18 protein-coding genes are annotated in these 18,901 nt (G+C 69.8%); 5 read left to right on the plus strand and 13 right to left on the minus strand.

Translation table 11 applies throughout. The features are described from left to right. Positions 1-2 precede the first annotated feature (2 nt). Together I7X12_RS09420 and I7X12_RS09425 are read right to left on the minus strand one after the other, a co-directional pair. Positions 3-845 (minus strand): polyprenyl synthetase family protein, encoded by an 843-nt coding sequence (locus I7X12_RS09420; RefSeq protein ID WP_198063559.1) that lies wholly within the window; start codon positions 843-845, stop codon positions 3-5. A gap of 85 nt (positions 846-930) precedes the next feature. Further along, positions 931-2,337 carry a hypothetical protein gene (locus I7X12_RS09425; protein ID WP_198063560.1) on the minus strand — a complete coding sequence of 469 codons (1,407 nt, stop codon included), beginning with the start codon at positions 2,335-2,337 and terminating at the stop codon, positions 931-933. Positions 2,338-2,486: 149 nt separating this feature from the next. Here I7X12_RS09425 and I7X12_RS09430 point away from each other — a divergent pair, with 149 nt between their 5' ends. Next, the gene (locus tag I7X12_RS09430; RefSeq protein ID WP_198063561.1) at positions 2,487-3,314 is read left to right on the plus strand and encodes an endonuclease/exonuclease/phosphatase family protein; all 828 of its coding nucleotides are present in this window, start codon (positions 2,487-2,489) and stop codon (positions 3,312-3,314) included. Between the two features lie 69 nt (positions 3,315-3,383). Beyond that, a complete protein-coding gene (locus I7X12_RS09435) occupies positions 3,384-3,734 on the plus strand; it encodes a DUF7113 family protein (RefSeq protein WP_198063562.1) in 351 nt (116 codons plus the stop codon). A gap of 11 nt (positions 3,735-3,745) precedes the next feature. Here the strand turns inward: I7X12_RS09435 and I7X12_RS09440 are convergent, their stop codons facing one another. From I7X12_RS09440 to I7X12_RS09460, 5 genes are all read right to left on the minus strand, one after another. Continuing rightward, on the minus strand, positions 3,746-4,729 hold the full coding sequence (locus I7X12_RS09440; protein ID WP_232343134.1) for an ABC transporter permease: 984 nt from the start codon (positions 4,727-4,729) through the stop codon (positions 3,746-3,748). Next, positions 4,726-5,787 carry an ABC transporter ATP-binding protein gene (locus I7X12_RS09445; protein WP_198063563.1) on the minus strand — a complete coding sequence of 354 codons (1,062 nt, stop codon included), beginning with the start codon at positions 5,785-5,787 and terminating at the stop codon, positions 4,726-4,728. The genes I7X12_RS09440 and I7X12_RS09445 overlap by 4 nt, the downstream gene beginning before the upstream one ends. A gap of 37 nt (positions 5,788-5,824) precedes the next feature. Next, positions 5,825-6,547: a helix-turn-helix domain-containing protein gene (locus I7X12_RS09450; RefSeq protein WP_198063564.1), complete on the minus strand. Its 723-nt coding sequence runs from the start codon at positions 6,545-6,547 to the stop codon at positions 5,825-5,827. 80 nt (positions 6,548-6,627) lie between these two features. Further along, entirely contained in the window at positions 6,628-7,026 is a 399-nt protein-coding gene (locus tag I7X12_RS09455) for a hypothetical protein (RefSeq protein ID WP_198063565.1), read from the minus strand. A gap of 124 nt (positions 7,027-7,150) precedes the next feature. After that, positions 7,151-9,316, minus strand: a complete 2,166-nt coding sequence (locus I7X12_RS09460) for a heterodisulfide reductase-related iron-sulfur binding cluster (RefSeq protein WP_198063566.1) — start codon at positions 9,314-9,316, stop codon at positions 7,151-7,153. A 204-nt stretch (positions 9,317-9,520) separates the two neighbouring features. Here I7X12_RS09460 and I7X12_RS09465 point away from each other — a divergent pair, with 204 nt between their 5' ends. From I7X12_RS09465 to I7X12_RS09475, 3 genes are all read left to right on the plus strand, one after another. Then, positions 9,521-10,120, plus strand: coding sequence for a conditioned medium-induced protein 4 (locus tag I7X12_RS09465; RefSeq protein WP_198063567.1), 600 nt, complete (start codon positions 9,521-9,523; stop codon positions 10,118-10,120). A gap of 107 nt (positions 10,121-10,227) precedes the next feature. After that, positions 10,228-10,914 carry a histidine phosphatase family protein gene (locus I7X12_RS09470; protein ID WP_232343135.1) on the plus strand — a complete coding sequence of 229 codons (687 nt, stop codon included), beginning with the start codon at positions 10,228-10,230 and terminating at the stop codon, positions 10,912-10,914. A 195-nt stretch (positions 10,915-11,109) separates the two neighbouring features. Next, a complete protein-coding gene (locus I7X12_RS09475; protein ID WP_198063568.1) occupies positions 11,110-11,763 on the plus strand; it encodes a CRISPR-associated protein Cas4 in 654 nt (217 codons plus the stop codon). Between the two features lie 83 nt (positions 11,764-11,846). On the opposite strand, the gene I7X12_RS09480 is transcribed toward I7X12_RS09475, so the two are convergent. From I7X12_RS09480 to I7X12_RS09505, 6 genes are all read right to left on the minus strand, one after another. Further along, positions 11,847-12,440 (minus strand): L-threonylcarbamoyladenylate synthase, encoded by a 594-nt coding sequence (locus tag I7X12_RS09480; protein WP_198063569.1) that lies wholly within the window; start codon positions 12,438-12,440, stop codon positions 11,847-11,849. Positions 12,441-12,902: 462 nt separating this feature from the next. Continuing rightward, the gene (locus tag I7X12_RS09485; RefSeq protein WP_198063570.1) at positions 12,903-13,892 is read right to left on the minus strand and encodes a ring-cleaving dioxygenase; all 990 of its coding nucleotides are present in this window, start codon (positions 13,890-13,892) and stop codon (positions 12,903-12,905) included. Between the two features lie 110 nt (positions 13,893-14,002). Further along, the gene (locus tag I7X12_RS09490) at positions 14,003-14,518 is read right to left on the minus strand and encodes a redoxin domain-containing protein (RefSeq protein ID WP_198063571.1); all 516 of its coding nucleotides are present in this window, start codon (positions 14,516-14,518) and stop codon (positions 14,003-14,005) included. Beyond that, entirely contained in the window at positions 14,519-14,788 is a 270-nt protein-coding gene (locus tag I7X12_RS09495; protein WP_198063572.1) for a glutaredoxin family protein, read from the minus strand. It lies immediately after the preceding gene. A 76-nt stretch (positions 14,789-14,864) separates the two neighbouring features. Continuing rightward, complete coding sequence (locus I7X12_RS09500; RefSeq protein ID WP_198063573.1) at positions 14,865-16,748, minus strand: ABC transporter ATP-binding protein; 1,884 nt, start codon at positions 16,746-16,748, stop codon at positions 14,865-14,867. Continuing rightward, the gene (locus I7X12_RS09505; RefSeq protein WP_198063574.1) at positions 16,745-18,739 is read right to left on the minus strand and encodes an ABC transporter ATP-binding protein; all 1,995 of its coding nucleotides are present in this window, start codon (positions 18,737-18,739) and stop codon (positions 16,745-16,747) included. Before I7X12_RS09505 ends, I7X12_RS09500 begins: the two co-directional genes overlap by 4 nt. Positions 18,740-18,901: the final 162 nt, after the last annotated feature.

Here is an 18,901-nt window from a genome sequence, read left to right on the forward strand (position 1 = left end):
AACTACCGCTCCCGAACGACGACGAACTCTGCGAGGTCGCTGAGGTAGTCCATCGCCTTCGAGTCCTCGGCGTCGACCGAGGCGAGCGCGTCGAGCGCGACCTGGGACTGCTCGTGGGCGCGGTCGTTGGCCTCCTCGGGCGACAGGTCCGCGACCTGCACGAGCGACGGGCGCTCCATGGCCGCGTCGTGGCCGGTGGGCTTGCCCAGGTCCTCCGAGTCGGCGGTCGCGTCGAGTACGTCGTCGCGCATCTGGAAGGCGACGCCGACCCGCTCGGCGTACTTGCCGAAGTTCTCGACGGTGTAGGCGTCGGCCTCGGCGGCGATGGCGCCGAGTTCCGCTGCGGCGCGAAAGAGCGCGCCGGTCTTCCGGCGGGCGAGTTGCATGTACTCCGCTTCGCTGGTCGGCTGGGCGACCAGCTCGGTCGCCTCGCCCTCGCCGAGTTCGACCATCGACTCCGAGACGGCCTGCATCGCGCGTTCGTTCGAGGAGAACAGGGCGAACGCCTCGCCGAGCAGGCCGTCGCTGGCGATGATGGCCGGGCCGTGGCCGAACTCCGCCCACGCCGAGGGGGTGCCCCGCCGAAGCTCCGAGCGGTCGATGATGTCGTCGACGACCAGCGAGGCGCTGTGGACGAGTTCGATGCCGACCGCGAACTCGACGGCGGTGTCGACGTCGCCGCCCAGCGCCTCGCAGACCAGCACCGTCACCGTCGGTCGGACCCGCTTGCCACCCGAGAGCACGACGTGGCGCACCTCCTCGCCGAGTTCGTCGGGTTCGACGGCGTCGAGCGTGGCCTCCAGGCGCTCCTCGACGCGTCCCCGACGAGACTCCAGGTACTCCATCGCCCCACGCTTAGGAACAGCCCCGCAAGTAGCTGACGAAACCGCCGCTGTGCGCTCGGCGGAGTGTCCCGGGCCCCACAGCGGGCTACGACCTGGCGGCCGGCTCGCCCTGCGCGTCTGCCGCCCGAGGTTCGGCCGCTCGGTCCTCGGAGGCCCGCGCGGTGAGCGCGACGAGCGGGGCCGCGGCGAGTGCCCCCGCGACGGCGCCGGCACCCATGATGACAAGTATGAGCCCGAACGGGGTCGACGCGAAGGGGACGTAGACGGCACCCGCCACGAACCAGCCGGTCAGCGCCACGGCGGCGCCGAACAGGACGGGGCGGAGCCGGTCGCCGACGCGATACACTGCGAGCGCGCGCCCGACGAGCAGGCCGGTGGCGAGCGGGAGGTGAGAGACCGCCAGCTCGACCACCCGCTCGAAGACGACGCCTCCACCCATGAGCGCCGCCTGCGCGATGGAGGCCCCGCCGACGGCGACCAGCGAGGCCAGCCCCAGGGCGGCCGCGCCGCGGACGGACCGGAGCAGCCGCGGCGCGGCCAGCGCGCCCCCGCCGACGACGAGGTACGCGGCCGCGAGACCGACCAGCCAGCGTCCGTTGGGCACCACGGTGACCGCCGCGACCGCGAGCCCGCCGAGTGCGGCGACCTGCCGCGGTGACACGCCGCTCCCGGACGACAGCAGGGCGTCGACGCCGACGACGACGACGAACAGCACACCGCCGAAGACGAACATCGTCGGCACGACGAAGCTCCCGAGGTTGCCGAGCCAGATCGGCGCGGTCGACAGCGTCGTCGCGCCGGTAACACGCCAGTCGGCCGTCCCCGGGTCGCCGTAGACGACGTAGAGGTCCTCGGAGAACACCGGGCCGAACTCCTCGTCGAGCGACCCGCGCAGCGTCAGGCGCCCGCCGTCGACGGCCGCCGTCACGTCGCCGGACGAGTAGCCCTCGTCGACGGCTCCGGCCGGGTCGTTCAGGACCGTCGCGTTCGGCGGCCCGACCAGCGTGAACTCGTCGACGTCGAGGGTCCATCCGCCCTGGACTCCGTCGGAGTGGAAGTAATCCACGACGAGCGTCCCCAGCCGGCGGGCGCCCGCGTCGGGGTCGGTGAACCGGACGGTGACCGACCGCTCCTCGACCGAGACGGACTCGACGGTCAGCGACCCGGCCTCGTAGACGTGGGGCAGTCCCCACCCCTCGTCGACGGTCGCGCGAGCCACCGACTCGGCCGCGTCGGGCTCGGCGAGGGTGTCGGCGTCCCCGCCGGCGAGCCGGTTGGTCGCCGTCCACGTCGCCGAGCCGTTTTCGTGGACCCGGACCGTCGCCGTGCTGTTGACCACGGTCACGTCGTAGCCGTAGTCGTCGGCGACCTGTTCGAAGCTCGACCCACAGGCCCGACACACCGGGTCGGGCTGGGGGCTGGCCGCCGCTCCCGCGGCGGTCAGAACTGCGAGGGCGACCAGGAGAGCCGCGACGAGCGCACGTCCAGTCACGGATCTGAATGGTTAACCGACCGTCATATGTCTTCTGTCGCCCGTGGCAGGCCGGGCGGTCGCGAGTCGGCCGCCGTCGTCGCGTCGAACGAGCGCCGCGGACCGCCGCGCTCGGTAGTCTCAAGACCCCCGGCGCCCGAGAGGCGGGTATGAACGGTGAGGCGGTTCGGGTGCTCACGTACAACGTTCGCCGCGACACGGCGCGCGACGGGGAGTTCGACTGGGCGGGCCGGGGTGACGCCGTCGCGGGCACGGTCCGCTTTCACCGCCCCGACGTCGTCGGGCTGCAGGAACCGCTCGCCCACCAGTATTCGGACCTGCGGGCGGCGCTCCCCGAGTTCGAGTGGGTCGGGGCCTCGCGCGAGGCGGGAGACGGCGAGGGGGAGTTCTGCCCGGTCGGCTACCGGTCCGAGCGCTTCGAGCGACTCGACTCGGGGACGTTCTGGCTCTCGGCGACGCCCGACGAGCCGGGGAGCGTCGGCTGGGACGCCGCCTACCCCCGGATCGCCACGTGGGCCCGACTGCGCGACCGCGACGGCGGGACGCTACTGTACTGCAACACCCACCTCGACCACGAGGGTGCCCGCGCCCGCGTCGAGGGCGCGCGGGTGCTCCGCGAGCGGGTGAGCCGGCTCCGCGAGGACGACGAACCGGTCGTCGTCGGTGGGGACTTCAACTGTGTGGCCGGCGACGAACCGTATCGAGCGATCGCCGACGATAGCGGCGACGCCCCCGAAGCCGAACGCGGTGGAGGAGGCGGGTTCCGACTGGTCGACGCTCGGGAGTCGAGCCCGTACCCGCCACACGGTCCCGACACGACCCGAACCGACTTCGAGTCGCTGCGACCGAACCTGCAGATCGACCACGTCTTCGTCGACGGGGCGGCCGTCGAGGGGTACGGCGTCGCCGCCGACGTGGTCGGCGACGGCTGGTTCCCCTCCGACCACCTCCCGGTCGTCGTCGACCTGACGCTGTGAGCGAGGGGTGAGCGGCCGCGCCGAGGCGCCCGGCGCCCTTTTGCCGTTCGAGGCCCTACTTTCGGGGATATGCTACTGGTACGCGGGCACGCGGGCGGGACGGCGCTGACGGGGACGATCTACGAGCGCGGCGAGCGGTCGCCGACCTTCGAGGGCGCGCCCGACGAGGGCGCGCCCTACGTCTGGATCTGCGACGAGTTCTACGAAGTCGAATCGGGCGGACAGCTCCAGCGGATCGACGGACGGGAGCGGCGAGTGGCCTTCGAGGCGCCGACGACCCGCGGGTTCGACACCCGCGAGGCGGCGCTGGAGGCGGCCGAAGAACACGTCCGCACGCAGTTCGCCCGGCTCGGGCTGGCGGAGACGGACGTGGAGATCGAGATAATCGAGAACCCCGACAGAGAGGAGCCGGAGCCGTAGGAACTGCCGTTTTACTGCACGTCCGACGACGAGGCGCGGTTGAGCAGGTAGACGGCGATCCCGCCCAGTGCGACGTCGAGCGCGAGCAGGACGACGACCGCGGGGACGAGCGTGTCCCAGATCCCGCCGAAGCGGGTGACTTCGACGACGGTCATCACGTCCTGATCGAGCATCAGCGCACGAGCGGCGTCGACGCCGTAGGTGATGGGGTTGAACGTCGCGACGGTCTGGATCCAGTCGGGCATGGCCGACAGCGGGAGAAAGGCCGTCGAGACGAACAGCAGCGGGAACTGCAGGAGGTTCGCGCCGATGATCGTCGACTCCTGGTCTCTCGTGACGACGGCGAAGATGTTCGAGAGCGCGACGAACCACAGCGAGAAGAGGATCCCGATCAGGATGATGCCGACAGCACCGGGCAAGCCGGTGGCGACGTCGGCGCCGAGGACGGTCCCCAGCACGAGGATGATGGCGATCTGGACGACGATGCGGAGGATCTCGGCGGCGGTCTTGCCGAGGAACATGGCCGAGCGACTCATCGGCATCACGAGCGTCTTCTCGAACAGTCCCTCCTCCATGTCGTTGACGAGGCCGATGCCCGACCCCGCGGCGGCCGCCAGCGACACCTGCATGGCGATGGCCGGCAGCAGGAAGGTCTCGTAGGTGATGCCGCCGGCGGCGCCGCCGCTGATGGCGCCCGTCGCGATCTGGCCGAACACCTGCGTGAACAGGACGAGGAAGATGATCGGCTGGACGAGCGAGCCGACGACGACGAACGGGTTGCGGATCGCTTTGAGGTTCCAGCGGACGAAGTTCACCCAGAAGTCGCCCAAAAAGGAGTTGCCCGACAGCCGCTCGTCCGTCCGGCGGGCGGTGCCGCCGTCGGAGCGAAGCTCTGGGGAGGGCTGGCTCGCTTCACTGGCCGGACCGCCGTCGGTGCGGGCGCCGTCGGCGTCGTCTCCGGCGGATCCGTCGGCGGTCCGGTCGGAGTCGCTCATTCGGCGGTCACCTCCGGGCCGGTCACGTCGGCGGGGTCGGCCGACTGGGCCTCCGAGTCGAGTTCCTCGCCGGTGATCGCCAGGAACACGTCGTCGAGCGTCGGCGCGCGGATGTTGAAGCCGGTCACCGTGATCCCGGCGTCCCGGAGCGTGACGAGCAGGTCGGTCCCGTGCTGGCGGGCCCGTTCGGCCGTGACGCTGATGCCATCGTCGGTGAGCGCCACGTCGGCGTCGGCGTCGAACACGTCGCCGGTGCGTGCGATCTCGGCGGCACGCTCGCGGGCCTCGTCCCCGTCGGGGATCTCCACGTCGAGGATCTCGCCGCCGACGCGGCGTTTCAGCTCCATCGGCGACCCCGTGGCGACGATCTCGCCGTCGAGGATGACGGAGATGCGGTCGCAGAGCTGGTCGGCCTCTTCGAGGTACTGCGTCGTGAGAAACAGGGTCGTCCCGCGCTCGTTGATGCGCTCGAAGTACTCCCAGAGGCGGTTTCGGGCTTTGGGGTCCAGCCCCGTCGTCGGCTCGTCGAGAAAGACGAGCGGGGGACTGTGGACGAGCGCGGTCGCGGCGTCCAGTCGTTTCTTCATCCCGCCGGAGAACTCGCTCGCGCGCTTGTCGGCCACGTCGGCGAGATCCACCAGATCGAGCAGTTCGTCGATGCGGGCGGCCCGTTCGCTCTTGGGGACGCCGTAGGCCCGCGCGGCGAAGCGGATGTTCTCGCGGGCGGTCATCTCCTCGTCGACGCTGGTCTCCTGGGCCATGTAGCCGATCGTCTCGCGGACGCGACGAGCGTCGTCGCGCACGTCGTAGCCGTTGACGGTGATGGAGCCCCCGGTCGGCGAGAGCAGCGTCGCGAAGGTCTTGATCGTCGTCGTCTTCCCGGCGCCGTTGGGGCCGAGGAAGCCGAAGAACTCGCCTTTCGGGACCGACAGATCGATCCCCTTGACGGCCTCCGTCCCGTCGGCGTAGGTCAGTTCCACGCCGCTGGCCTCGATGGCGTCCCCGCGACCGTCCCCGGCCGGGTCACCGCCGTCCGTTCGTGGCGTCCGTTCTCTCACGCGAGTGGGTTACGGCTACGCGCCCGTAGCCCTGGCCCTAATCGATTCGGGGTTTTATATTGGTGTCGGCGCGGCGGAACTGCGCGACGAGGTGGGACTGGGCGCGACGCAGTCGCTCGGAGCAGGAGGCTGGGGCGACGCCGAGTTCGTCGGCCACGTCGGCGGTCGAAGCGGTGCGGGGTACGTCGAAGTAGCCCATCTCGTGGGCGAGGACGAGCGCCTCACGCTGTGGCTGGGTCATCCCTGGCGGACGCGAAGCGTCGCCGTCGACGGCGCCGAAGGGGCCGGGCTCCTCGGCGTCGCTCGCGCCGGTGTCGTCGTCGACTTCGACGAGTCGGTCGAGGCCGAAGGTGTAGTCGTTGGCGCGACAGAACTCGCGGAAGGCGTCGAACTCCTCGCGGTCGGCGAACCAGCGTCGCTCGGTCCAGCCGTCGGGCGTGACCGTCACGCGGTCGGGGACCGACCTGTTGTCGGCGAGCGCCTCCAACCCTTCCGGCGGCCCGCCGGTGGGGCGACACTGGTAGCGGCGCGTGTCGCCGTCGGCGACGACCAGCGAGTGGTCGGTCACCGAGTCGGCCTCCGCGAACGCGGCCTCGACCGCCTCGCGGTCGGCGCCCACGGTCCGCACGACGAACTCCGGCGGCCCCGACGGCGCGGCCTGGACCGACTCGAACTCGACGGTCGCCGCCGGAACGCCGGCCGCCACGTCGACGAGCGCCAGGTCCGCGCCCGTCAGGCGAAACTCCGCGATCAGTCCCATGGGACTCCGGAGGGCGTCGAGCCTGTTAACCGCTCGGTCGTCCCGGTGCCGGGACGGCCTGAGTGGGACACCGAGTGCCGTCAGTCGCGACCGTTCGCGTCCGCCCGTCGCTCGTCGAGCGCGAGGAGGACGTAGATCAAGCCGGTCAGCCGGGTCGCGGGATACACCCACGATTTCCAGTCGCACCGGTCGGCGTCGGCGTACACCAGCGTCGCCCCCCGGTCGACGTAGCCGTGCGGGGACGCCAGCGCGAGGAGCCCGACGACGCCGAGTCCCTTCTTCAGCGCGGGGTAGTGCGCTTCGCCCCGCGACGCCAGGAACAGGAGCGCGACGCCCTCGGCCCGGACGGCGAACGGGACCCACCACCGGCGTTCACACTCCTCGGGGTTCTCGAGGGCGACGCGCTCGGCGGCGGTGACGAGCGCGTCCGGCCGGAGCAGTTCGACGACACCGATAGCCGCGAAGAGCGTGCGGATCATGACCGTCTCGAACCAGGGGCGCAGCCGTCATGAGCGCGCTACGTGCTGGTGCAGGGTAGGCTGGTGCAGGGCATGCTGGTGCAGGGCAGTCGTGACCGCGAGCGCGGGTGCGAACGGGCGTCGCTCAGTCGTCGGCCGGCGACTCGGCGGTCCCGCTCTCACCGGCGGCCACACCGCCGCCCTCCCGGACCTCGATCGCCTCGACCAGCAGCTCGGCCACGTCGACGACCTCGATCTCGTCCTCGAAGCCGCCGGTCTTGCGGCCGTCCTCGAACATCGTGGTACACATCGGGCAAGCGACGACGAACTTCTCGACGGCGGGACCGACGGCCGTGTCCTCCAGCGCTTCGCGCAGCCGCTCCTCGCTGGGTTTGGGGTCCTCGTCGAACTCCATCCAAAGGCCGCCGCCGCCGCCGCCGCAGCAGAACGAGTCGCTCCGGTTGCGCGGCATCTCAGCCAGTTCGCAGCCGGTGGCGCGAACGAGGTCGCGAGGTGCCTCGTACTCGCCGCTGTAGCGGCCGAGGTGACAGGGGTCGTGGTAGGTGACCGTGTAGTCGAGTTCGTCGCCGCGGAGGCCGAGCCGCCCCTCGTTCACGAGGTCCTCGACGACCTGCGTCCAGTGGAAGACGGGCGCGCCGTCCCAGTTCTCTTCGGGCACCTCCATCATCGGGTCGTCGGCGAATTCCCGAAAGTCGACCTCGGGGTACTCGTGCTCGAAGGTGTTCATCGCGTGGGGGTCGGTACAGACGATCTTCTCGAACTCGCAGTCGTCGAACGTGTCGACGAGGGTCGCGGCCTGCTCGACGAAGAGGAACTCCTCGCCGACGCGGCGCACGTCGTTGCCGTCGTACACCTCGTCGTCGTAGCAGATGCCGTAGTCCACGTCGGCCCGCTCGAAGATCCGGGCGAGCGAGCGGGCGACCGTCCCGTTGCGGTCGTCGAAGCTCGGGTAGTCGCCGACGTACCAGAGGTACTCGACGGACTCCTCGCGGGCGTCCGTCGGCTCGGTGTCGAGGTCGTCGGCCCAGTCCGCGCGATCCCGCTGGGGCTCGCCGAAGGTGTTGCCCTGCTGCATCACGTTCTGGAAGACGTCCTGGACGTTCCCGTCGAGGTCGCCCTGGTCGACGAGCTGGCGGTTCATCCGGGTGAACGAATCGAGGTGTTCGATCTCGACGGGACAGGCGTCCATGCAGGCCATACAGGCCATGCAGGACTCCATCGTCGCGGCGTCGACGACGGAGGTGCCGCCGTCGGCGACGATGTCCACCGCCTCGCCGTCGGCGTCGCGGCTCTCGCGATAGCTCTTCAGATCGAGGATCACGTCGCGCGGGTCGAGCGGGCGCCCGGCGGCCTTGGCGGGGCAGGCCGACGAGCAGCGGCCGCAGTTGGTGCAGGCGTCCTGGTCGAGCAGCTCCTTCCAGGTGAAATCGTCGATGGACTCGGCGTTCGTGGCGTCCAGGTCGGCGGGGACGCCGGGCAGGCGCCGACCGGCGTCCTCGTCGCGAGCGACGACGTTGGCGGCCGAGGCGAGCATGTGGAACGGTTTCCCGAGCGGGAGCGCGGCGATAAAGGCCAGCGCCAGGATCGAGTGACTCCACCAGACGAGCGGGTAGGCCGCCTCGGCCGTCGCGGGGGTCACACCGACGCCGTCGAGAGCGAGCGCGACCGCCCAGCCGACGAAGCTCACCGTCTCGAACGCCGGGAAGTCCTGCCCGAGGATGCGGACGCCCTCGGTGAGATAGCCGCCGACCCCCAAGAGAAAGAGGGCCCAGATAAAGAGGTCGTCCTCGGCGGAGGTGTGGCGGCCCCACAGGCGCTCGTCGCGGGCGGCGTACCGACGATAGAGGAAGACGCCGAGCCCGACGACGAACAGCAGGCCCATCGCGTCGACGACGAACGAGTAGGAGAGGTAGAAGTCCCCGACGAAGAAGGACTCGCCGGTGAGCGGGCCGTAGAGGTCCATGTCGATGCCGAGGATGGTGGTCGCGATGAGGAGGGTGAGAAAGCCCCAGAGGACGAACGCGTGGGCGAGCCCCGCGACCACGTCGCCGTCGCGCAGCGTTCGGTTCGAGAGGATGGTCCCCGCCGCGGAGACGACTCGCCGAGGGAGGTCGTCGAGCCCGTTGAGGGGGTCCTCGCGGCCCTCGGCGTAGCGGGCGACCCGGCGGTACGACCCCAGCAGGAAGACGGCGATGGCGACGGCGGCCAGATAGTAGAACGCCGCCTTCCCGACGGGGCCGATCCCCCAGAACGTCGGGCGGGTCGGCGCGTCGGCCTGGAGCAAGAGCATACTAGAACCCGGTCGGTTGCGCCCTTAACGCTTGTCACGATCTCACACGACCACGGCCGATGACCGTCGTCGCGTTTGTCGGTTTCGACGGCCGCGGTCGGGGCCGGGCGAGCGACGGTCGTCCCGGTCGGCCGCGGCCCGCCTCGACCGCCTCCAGGTGTCAACAATTATTTAGGTGAGCGTCCCCGAATTGCGGTTCGGGCAATGGACGAAAAGACAGCAGAACTGCGGGACATCTTCATGGACGTTTCCGACGAGGAGACGGTCACGGAGACCCAGGAGGAGCCGCGGGGCTCCATCGCGGACCAGCCGGACGAGGCGACGATCCGCGAGCGCCTGCGGGGGGTCGTCGAGGCGCTCGCCGACCGCTACGACTTCGACTCGACGTTCGAGACGGAGACGTACGTCGAGTTGGTCCAGGGGTTCTACGACGAGGGGTCCGACGAGGCGATCGCCGAGGAACTCGGCGTGTCGCCCGACGAAGTGTTCCGCGCACGCATGGATCTGCACCTGTTCCGGGGGGACGACACCGCGGCACCGTTCGACGTCGGCGAGTTGCGCCGCCGTCGCGACGCCGACGACGCCGCGCTGGCCGACGAGTTCGACGTCGACGAGTCGACGCTGGCCCACTACCGCCGCGTCGTCGACGCCCAGGTCGCCGCCCGGGCGGCGAACTACCGCTACCGAACCGAGTTCGACGAGATATGCACCGACGCCGCCATCTCGGGGTCGCTCACCGAGTCCGTCACCGACGACGGCCTCGACGAGGCCGCCGAGGACATCGAGACCGACGTCTCGTTCTGAGCGGCGGCTTCGACGATTTTTCGACCGTGTGACATCCGTCCGGGTTCGACTCGCGCCAGTCAGTTTCGCGTGGGGAATCGACAACTGACCCTGAAAACGGATTCCCGGTGCGACTCGGCCGGACAGGAGAACAACTTAGAATCCACACCTCGTCGTTCGACCCGTCGAACGGAATGACGACTATCGTCGCAGTCCGACACGGTGAGACGACGTGGAACCGGAAGCGACGAGTGCAGGGCTGGGCGCCTGCCCCACTCACCGACCGCGGTCGAGCGCAAGCCGACCGACTCGGCGTAGCGCTGGCGAAAGGATACGATATCGACCGTGTTCTGTCGTCGGACCTGTCTCGGACGGAGGAGACGGTGGCGGTCCTGCGCGACCACGTCGACGCGCCCGTCACGTACGAATCGGCGTGGCGCGAACGTGACGTTGGCGTCCATCAGGGCGTATCGGTCGAAGAGATGTCCGAGCGGTTCCCCGAGTACGACCTCGCAGAGAGCGGCCCGGGCGCGGCGCGCAGGCGGCCGGAGAGCGGTGAGAGTCTCGCGGATGTCCGCGAGCGCGTCATCGAACGATGGGAGAAGGCACTGGAGGAGTGCGAACCGATCGAAACTGTCCTCGTCGTGACCCACGGTGGCCCCATTCGCCTGCTTCTCGGACACCTGAAGGACCTCGATATCGTCGAAACAATTCTGGAGCAGTCACAGGGCAACTGTTCGATCAACGAGTTCGAGTTCGACCACGAGACGGGTGCGGTGCGGATCGTTCGCGAGAACGACACCGGCCACTGCTGAATCGGCCGCAGTCGCCGACATTTGGCATCCGCGCGCCTGCAGCGCGCGGTTCACGCGAGCGGCGGAGCCGCTCGCGCTTTTTCACCCATGTTTTTGACGGAGGGGTGCCCGCAGCGAGCAAAGCGAGCGAGGACACCCCTCCGCGAAAAGGATGGCTGCGAGAACTTAAGACCGAAAGCGCGGCCATCGCCGACCATGCACACGTTCCGCGACGTGGCGACGGCGGCGTACTGCCCGCGGAAGCTCTACTACCGTCACCGCGACCCCTCGGCCGACGAGGACGTTCCCCAGGAGGTCCACGCCCGCCGGGATCTCGCCTTTCGCTACCCCGAACTGCTGGAGTCGGACCCCGAGGTCCAGGCCGCCCCCATCGAGGTGACGCCGACGCAGTACCGCTCGCGGCTCGGCCGCCTGCGCGCGAGCCTCGACGCCTGGGACGACCTGGTCGACCCCGCCGACCGCGAGGTGCTGCTGGAGGGTCGAGAGTGTCGCGGGATCGCCCACAAGGTGCTGGCGGGTCCACCGCGGCCGTCGCTGGTGTTCGCGGGAGCGCCACCCGAACAGGGGGTCTGGGAACCCCAAACCGTCCGACTCGTCGCTGCCGCCAAAGCGTTGGCCTGGGAACGCGAGACCACGGTCGAGCACGCCTTCGCCGAGTACCCCGCCTACGGCGTCGTCCGCGAGGTGCCGCTCACGACCCGCCGGAAGGCGACCTACCGCTCGGCCGTCCGCACCGCCGACGCCATCGACGGCCCGCCCTCCCGGACCGCCAACCGCGAGAAGTGCGCGCCCTGCGACTACCAGGGCCAGTGCGGTGTGACGACGCGGTCACTGAAATCGATGCTGTGAGCGACTGTGCGGTCGCCGTCCCCCGCGATCGTTTGCGCTGGTGAGCGTGCCAGAGCGGTTCGACCCCCCCGTTTCGGGTCGAACTACGCGGCGTCGTGTTCGGCGAGCCACGCCTCGATCTCGTCGGCCATCGCGCCGCGGCGGTGGATCTCCCCGGATTCGACGTCGACGACGGTGCTCTCCATCCCGTCGGTGCGCCCGCCGTCGACGACAGCGCTCACCTGCTCGCGGATTTCGTCGCTCAGCTCGGAGACCTCGCGGACGCTGCCGGTTCCCGAGAGATTGGCGCTCGTCGCGGTGACGGGCACGTCGGCCGCCTCGAACAGTTCGAGCGCGAGGTCGTGGTCGGGGACCCGGACGCCCACCTTCTCGCGACCGGCGGTCAGCACGTCGGGGACCATCTCGCGCCGCTGGACCACGACCGTGACGGGGCCGGGCAGGAACGCCCGCATGAACCGCAGTTCCCGCTCGGTCGGGTCGACGTACTCGGTGGCCCGCTCGACGCTCGGGACGCCCAGCGAGACCGGTTTGTCGCGGTCGCGCCCTTTCGCCTCGAACACCCGCTCGACCGCGTCGGCGTCGACGGCGTTGGCGCCCATCCCGTAGACGGTTTCGGTGGGGTAGACCGCGAGGTCGCCGCCCGCGATGGCCTGCGCGGCTCGTTCCACGTCACTCATTGTCGATGGTCGGTCGGTCGTCGGCAAAAGCGTGACGCGATTCGATGAGTAGCGACTGATTCGACTGTACTCGACGGCGGACGATGGACGCCATCGGCACGCTCGCTGAGAGTCGAGTTGACCGCAGGTGACAGCAGGCGCTGAAAGCCCTCACCGCGCTCGCGGTCGCTGAGACGGGATATCCGCGCTCTCCGCACTACCCGCGCGGATAGTGGCCCGCTCAGGCGACCACGTAAACGCGAGCGCGCCTCGCCCTTTCAGTCCACCAGGCACCACGACCGCCCCGCACAGCACCGCAGACGGCCACGATCCTCCCCAACCGATTCCCTCGCTCGCGGTGCTCGCTCAGTCATCCCTCGCACGACTATTTCGAGCGGCTCTCACACGGTTCGAGCACGCTCGACAGCGCGCGCCGGGCTGAACGAGTCAGACCCGCGAAAACGGAGTCCGTCGAATAGCGTTTCAGTCGTCGGCTTCGGCCTGTTCGGCGCGGGGGACGGTCACGTCGGTGAGGTTGCTCTCGATCTCTTCGCGGCGGTCCTCGAACTTCCCGGGGAGGACGAGCCGGCCGCCCAGGTCGTCGAGCGGTTCGTCGCTGTCGTAGCCGGGCTCGCTCGTGGCGAGTTCGAAGAGGACGCCGCCGTGCTCACGGAAGTACACCGAGCGGAACCAGTGGCGGTCGATCTGCTGGGTGGGGCTGAGCCCGCGCGAGCGGACGGCCGAACGCATCCCCTCCTGATCCTCGTCGGTGGGCGTCTGGAAGGCGACGTGATGCACCGTGCCGTGGCCCTGGCGACCGCCCTGGATGGTCGGGAGCACGTCGACGTACTGCCCCACCTCGCCGGTCGCCTCGAAGCGGGTGCGCTCGTCGCCGGGCGTGTCGCCCTCGGCCTCCTCGGTACCGACGCGTTCGAGGCCCATCGTCTCCAGCAGCTCCTCGGTGGGCTGGGGGTCGGCGAGCCACAGCGTCACCGAGTGGAAGCCCCGAATCGCGTGTTCGGCGGGGACGAACTCCGTCCAGGGGACGGTGGGGTCGTCGTCGGGAATCTCGACTTCGACGAGTTCGACGGGGAGGCCGTCGGGGTCCTCGAAGGGGAGGACGGTCTCGCCGAAGCGGTCGACGCGGTCGTCGTAGTCGACGCCGTGGTCGTCGAAGCGGTCCTCCCAGTAGTCGAGGCTGCCCTCGGGGACGCGGAAGGCGGTGCGGGAGACCTGCCCGGAGCCGACTTTCCCCTGGGTCATCCCCTCCCAGGGGAAGAAGGTCATGCTCGTCCCGGGGGTCCCCTCCGCGTCGGCGAAAAAGAAGTGGTAGGTGCCGGGGTCGTCCTGGTTGATCGAGCGCTTGACCAGGCGCAGGCCCAGGGTCTCGACCCAGAAGTCCATGTTCTGCTGGGGGTCGCCCGCGATACAGGTGACGTGGTGGATGCCCGGTGTCGGGTTCGGATCTGCCATTGGTGCTCCTACGCGCTCGCGGTACTTCAAAAGGCGCTGACATCGATGTCACCGGGTCTCGTCGGTGTCCGTGGCGGCGTGCCAGCGGCCGAAGACCGCCGAATCGGGCGCTACAGCTCGTCCATCGCCGCTTCGACGTCGTCGTAGTCGGGGAAGTCGGGCCACTCGTCGGCGACCCAGGCGTACTGGACGACCCGTTCGCCGTCGAGGACGAAGACGGCAGGGCGCGGTTCCTCGACGCCGGCCATCCCGTCGAGGTCGTTGACGATGTCGAACCGTTCGGCGACCCCGTTGCTCGGGTCGGAGTACAGCCGCGCGTCGACGCCGCGGTCCTCGATCAGGTCGGCGTGTTCGTACGGCGAGGAGATCGACAGCCCGACGACCTGGCAGTCGTCGCGGTCGAGCCAGCCGCGGTCGCGGACCTCGTTCCAGACGTAGGTGGCGGGAAAGGCGCCGTCCATCGAGTGAAAGAGGAGGACGACCGGCGCCTCGTCGGTCAGCGTCGAGAGGGCGACGTCCTCCCAGAACTCGGGGCCGACGAGCGGGCGCTCGAAGTCGGGGACGCGGTCGCCGACCTCGGGGTGGTCGGTCTCGGGGAGGTCGACGACCTCGAAGGGCAGGTCCATTCAGGCGCCTCCCTTCGAGCGCTCGCCGTAGGTGGCCTCGAGGTACTCGACGATATTGGCGCTCTCGGACATCGTGACGCCGGTCGACTCGTCGACGATGGCCGGCACGGAGCGCTTGCCGGTCAATCGCTGGACGGCGTCGCGGTCGCTGTGCATGGGTTCGACGAACCGCGAGCGGTAGTCGAGGTCGTACGCCTCCAGGGTGCGGACGACCCGCTCGCAGAACGGGCAGGCCTGCAGCCGGTAGAGCGTGATGGCTGGGTCGCTCATCTGGCCGGAAGTAGGGCCAACAGTCGGGTAAGCGCTTCGCCCCCGGCAGTCGCGACGACGTCGGCCCGGACCGTCCTCAGGTCCCGACGGCGCCCACCTGCACCTTCCAGAGGTCGGCGTACTTCCCGTCCAGGTCGAGCAGTTCGTCGTGGGTGCCCTGTTCGACGATCGCGCCGTCGTCCACGACGACGATGCGGTCGGCGTCTCGCACCGTCGACAGGCGGTGGGCGACGACGAAGGTGGTGCGGTCTTCGGTCACCGCGTCGAGCGAGCGCTGGATCAGTACCTCGGTCCGGTTGTCGACGTGGCTGGTCGCCTCGTCGAAGATGAACATCGGCGGGTCCGCCAACAGCACACGAGCGAGGGCGATGCGCTGGCGCTGGCCGCCCGAGAGCATGACGCCGCGCTCGCCGACCTCGGCGTCGTAGCCTTGCTCCAGGCTCGCGATGAACTCGTGGGCGCCGGCCTCGCGGGCGGCGGCCTCGACCGCGTCGTCGGTAGCGTCGTCGACACTGTAGGCGATGTTCTCGCGGATCGTCCCGGTGAACAGGAACGGGTCCTGGGCGACGTAGCCGATCGAGGTTCGGAGGCTCTCGCGGGTGATGTCGCGGGCGTCGGTGCCGTCGACGCGGACGCTCCCCTCGTCGGGGTCGTAGTACGCCTGAAGGAGCTTTAGCAGGGTGGACTTGCCGGCGCCGGTCTCGCCGACGAGGCCGACGGTCTCGCCCGATTCCACGGCCAGGTCGATGTCGTGGAGGACGCGCTCGTCGGTTCCGGGATAGGCGAAGGACGCGTCGTCGTACTCGACGCGGCCGTCGGGGTCGTTGAGTTCCGTGCGTCCGTCCTCGCGGGGCGGTTCGATGCGCTGGACGCCGAGGATCCGTTTCGCGGAGGCTGTGGCGCCCTTGTAGAGGCCGGTCACCCAGGCGAGGAAGCGAACCGGGAGGACGAGCTGCTGGGTGTAGTACATGAACGGGACGAGCTCGCCGGCGGTGATGGTGCCGGGCAGGAACCAGAATCGGCTGTCGATGGCCCACTCGGTGCCGACGAACAGCGTCGCGACGAAGGCGACGCCGGCGATCATCCGGAGGGCGGGCTGGTGGCCGACGCCGACCATGTGGGCGCGCCAGCTCGCCGTTCGATGGGTAGCCGACCGGTCGGTGACCCGCTCGGTCTCGTAGCGCTCGCCGCCGAACGCCTTGACGGTCTGGATACCGCTGATGTTCGTCTCCAGCAGGGCGTTCAGGATCCCGGTCTCTTCGCGCACGTCGTCGTTGCGCGCTTCGTGGCGCGCGCCGAACCAGACGTTGGCGGCCAGCAACAGGGGCGCGACGGCGACGGAGACGAGCGCGAGCTGCCAGTTCAACAGCGCCATGTAGACGACGGAGCTGGCGAACATCGCGGCGGCGACGACCCCGAGGTTCGGGCCGACTTCGAGGAACTGCTCCAGGGAGTTCACGTCGTTGTTGAGGACGCTCATCACCTCGCCGGTCTGCTGGGTGTCGAAGAATCCCATGTCCAGGCGCTGGACCCGGTCGAAGGCGTCGACCCTGATACGGTGGAGGGTGCGCTGGGCGAACAGGAAAAACGAGTACTCGGCGACGATCCCGAAGGTCATGTCGACGAGCTTCAGGCCGACCAGCAGCGCGGCGGTGAACCAGAGCATCCCGGTCGGCTCGGCCGGGATCCATCCCGCCGGCACGAGCGGCAGGTCGTAGCCCTCTCCGTTGAACATCGCGTCGAAGGCGAGCCCGACGACGAACATGTCGAGGTTCGAGAGGAACTGTGCGATCACCGACGAGACGGTGCCGGCGCCGACCCACCGCAGGTTCCCGCGGCCGCCGTCGCGCAACAGCGAGAGGAGCGGCCGGCGCACGTCGTCGGCCGCCGCCGCGATGGCTCCGCGGCCGCTCTCGCTTCCGCCCTCGTCGCTCGCGGGTCGTTCCTCGCTATCGCTCATCGCGACGCCTCCCCGTCGATCGCGGATTCGATGCGCTCGGAGGGCCGGTCCTCCGCACGCGCCCGCTGCAGGAACGTCTCCGAGACGGCGTCGGTGTCGCCCACCTGCACTCTCCAGAGGTCGGCGTACAGGCCGTCGCGCTCGACGAGTTCCTCGTGACTTCCCTGCTCGACGACCCGGCCGTCGTCGACGACGACGATGGTGTCCGCGTTGCGCACGGTCGACAACCGGTGGGCGATGGCGAGCGTCGTCCGCTCGCCCGCCAGCGCGTCGATGCTCTCCTGGATCTGGCGCTCGGTCTCGTTGTCGACGTGGCTGGTCGCCTCGTCGAGGACGAGGATCTCCGGCTCCCGGAGCAGGGCACGGGCGATGGCGATCCGCTGGCGCTGGCCCCCCGAGAGGCTCTCGCCGCGCTCGCCGACCTGCGTGTCGTAGCCGTCGTCCAGATCGGTGACGAAGTCGTGAGCGCCCGCGAGCTTCGCGGCGTGTTCGACGTCCGCGTCACTGGCGTCGTCGCTCGCGGCTCCACTGTCGCCGCTCGCGCGTTCCGAGGGCTCCCGCTGGTCGCCCTCGCGGACCCCGTACCCGATGTTCTCGCGGATCGTCCCGTAGAACAGGAACGGGTCCTGGGAGACGTAGCCGAGGTGCTCGCGCAGGCTCCGCGGGGACACGTCGGTCACGTCCTGGCCGTCGACGGTGACCCTGCCCGCGTCGGCCTCGTAGAAGCGAAAGAGCAGTTTCGTGATCGTCGACTTGCCGGCGCCGGTCGGGCCGACGATACCGACGAGCGAACCCGGCTCGGCCGTAAAGCTCACGTCCGAGAGCTGCTGTTCGTCGCTGCTCTCGTAGCCGAAGTCGACGCGGTCGTACTCGATGCGGCCCCCGGTGACGCGGAGGTCGTCGCCGGTCTCGTTCGCCTGCCGGTCGGTCTCGAGGACGGCGACGATGCGTTTGCTGGAGGCCAGCGCGTTCTCGTAGCTGTCGAGCACGTCGAGCATGAGCTGGCGGATCGGGCCGTAGAACGATTTGCTGTACAGCAGGAAGGTGAGCAAGGTCCCGGCGGTCAGCGAGTGACCCAGAAACGGGGGGGCACCCTCGAGGTTGATGTAGGCGCCGATCGCGAACAGGCCGACGAAGGAGTACGACGACACCGACCAGCTGCTGTAGTTGAAGAGGAGTCGCAGGCGGACGACCGACCAGTTGCGGTCGCGGTACTCGCGGGACGCCGATGCGACGGCCGCCCGCTCGCGGTCCTCGCGGGCGAAGCTCTTGACCGTCGCGATGCCGTCGATGCTGTCCTCCAGGCGCGCGTTGATCCGGCCGACGCTCTCGCGCACGTCCTCGTAGACGGGTTCGACCCGGGTCGTGTACCAGCGGCCCAGCAGCCCGAGCCCGACCGGGAGGACGAGCAACAGCGCCGCCAGGCGGACGTGCAACAGCGCCATGAACGCGAAGGCGACGGCGATCTGGGTGACGAAGCGCAGCCCCTGGACGGCGTTGTTGCCGAAGCCGTCGAGGTTGCTCACGTCGTTGTTGAGGACGCTCATCACGTCGCCGGTCTGGTGGCGGTCGAAGAAGTCCATCTCGCGACCCACCAGCGCGTCGAAGGTGTCGACGCGGATATCGTGCAGCGTGCGCAGGCGGGCGGTGCCGGCGACCCGCCCGGAGAGCCAGGTCAGCGCGCCGTCCAGCGCGAAGGCGCCGGCGAGCAGGCCGATAGTGAAGGTGACCTGCCCTTCGGTCGTCGTCGGGATCCAGCCGTCGGGGACGAGCGGGAGACTGTAGGGCGTGCTCGACAGGAGGATTGCGTCCAGCGCCACCCCGACGACCAGCGCCGGGACGCGCTGGGGGATCTGCGCCAGCGCCGTCCCGACGATGGCGACGAGATAGCGGGCGCCGTAGGGCCTGGCGTAGCGCCGGACCAGGTGGACCAGCGGGTTCCCGACGTGGTCGGGTACCTCGTACTCGGCGGACTCTGACGATTCGCTCACTGTGGATCACCTCGGGGGGCGGCGGTGCGGAACCGCGGCGTCCGCTGATCTGTCGCCGCCGGATGGAAAGCGCTGGCGGTGGTGTGGGTGGCCGTGGCACGGAAGTGCCCCGGAGCCTGAAACGACCGGCGGTCCCGTCGGGAACGGGTCGCGACCGCCGTC

It is taken from the genome of Halosimplex litoreum (assembly GCF_016065055.1).
Taxonomy (GTDB): Archaea; Halobacteriota; Halobacteria; order Halobacteriales; family Haloarculaceae; genus Halosimplex; species Halosimplex litoreum.

What these genes read in the sequence shown, in the direction of transcription:
- I7X12_RS09485 (WP_198063570.1), bottom strand. Translation starts at nt 13,892, where the DNA reads ATGGCAGATCCGAACCCGACACCGGGCATCCACCACGTCACCTGTATC.
- I7X12_RS09465 (WP_198063567.1), top strand. Translation starts at nt 9,521, where the DNA reads ATGGACGAAAAGACAGCAGAACTGCGGGACATCTTCATGGACGTTTCC.
- I7X12_RS09475 (WP_198063568.1), top strand. Translation starts at nt 11,110, where the DNA reads ATGCACACGTTCCGCGACGTGGCGACGGCGGCGTACTGCCCGCGGAAG.
- I7X12_RS09440 (WP_232343134.1), bottom strand. Translation starts at nt 4,729, where the DNA reads ATGAGCGACTCCGACCGGACCGCCGACGGATCCGCCGGAGACGACGCC.
- I7X12_RS09480 (WP_198063569.1), bottom strand. Translation starts at nt 12,440, where the DNA reads ATGAGTGACGTGGAACGAGCCGCGCAGGCCATCGCGGGCGGCGACCTC.
- I7X12_RS09435 (WP_198063562.1), top strand. Translation starts at nt 3,384, where the DNA reads ATGCTACTGGTACGCGGGCACGCGGGCGGGACGGCGCTGACGGGGACG.
- I7X12_RS09500 (WP_198063573.1), bottom strand. Translation starts at nt 16,748, where the DNA reads ATGAGCGATAGCGAGGAACGACCCGCGAGCGACGAGGGCGGAAGCGAG.
- I7X12_RS09495 (WP_198063572.1), bottom strand. Translation starts at nt 14,788, where the DNA reads ATGAGCGACCCAGCCATCACGCTCTACCGGCTGCAGGCCTGCCCGTTC.
- I7X12_RS09455 (WP_198063565.1), bottom strand. Translation starts at nt 7,026, where the DNA reads ATGATCCGCACGCTCTTCGCGGCTATCGGTGTCGTCGAACTGCTCCGG.
- I7X12_RS09460 (WP_198063566.1), bottom strand. Translation starts at nt 9,316, where the DNA reads ATGCTCTTGCTCCAGGCCGACGCGCCGACCCGCCCGACGTTCTGGGGG.
- I7X12_RS09420 (WP_198063559.1), bottom strand. Translation starts at nt 845, where the DNA reads ATGGAGTACCTGGAGTCTCGTCGGGGACGCGTCGAGGAGCGCCTGGAG.
- I7X12_RS09430 (WP_198063561.1), top strand. Translation starts at nt 2,487, where the DNA reads ATGAACGGTGAGGCGGTTCGGGTGCTCACGTACAACGTTCGCCGCGAC.
- I7X12_RS09490 (WP_198063571.1), bottom strand. Translation starts at nt 14,518, where the DNA reads ATGGACCTGCCCTTCGAGGTCGTCGACCTCCCCGAGACCGACCACCCC.
- I7X12_RS09450 (WP_198063564.1), bottom strand. Translation starts at nt 6,547, where the DNA reads ATGGGACTGATCGCGGAGTTTCGCCTGACGGGCGCGGACCTGGCGCTC.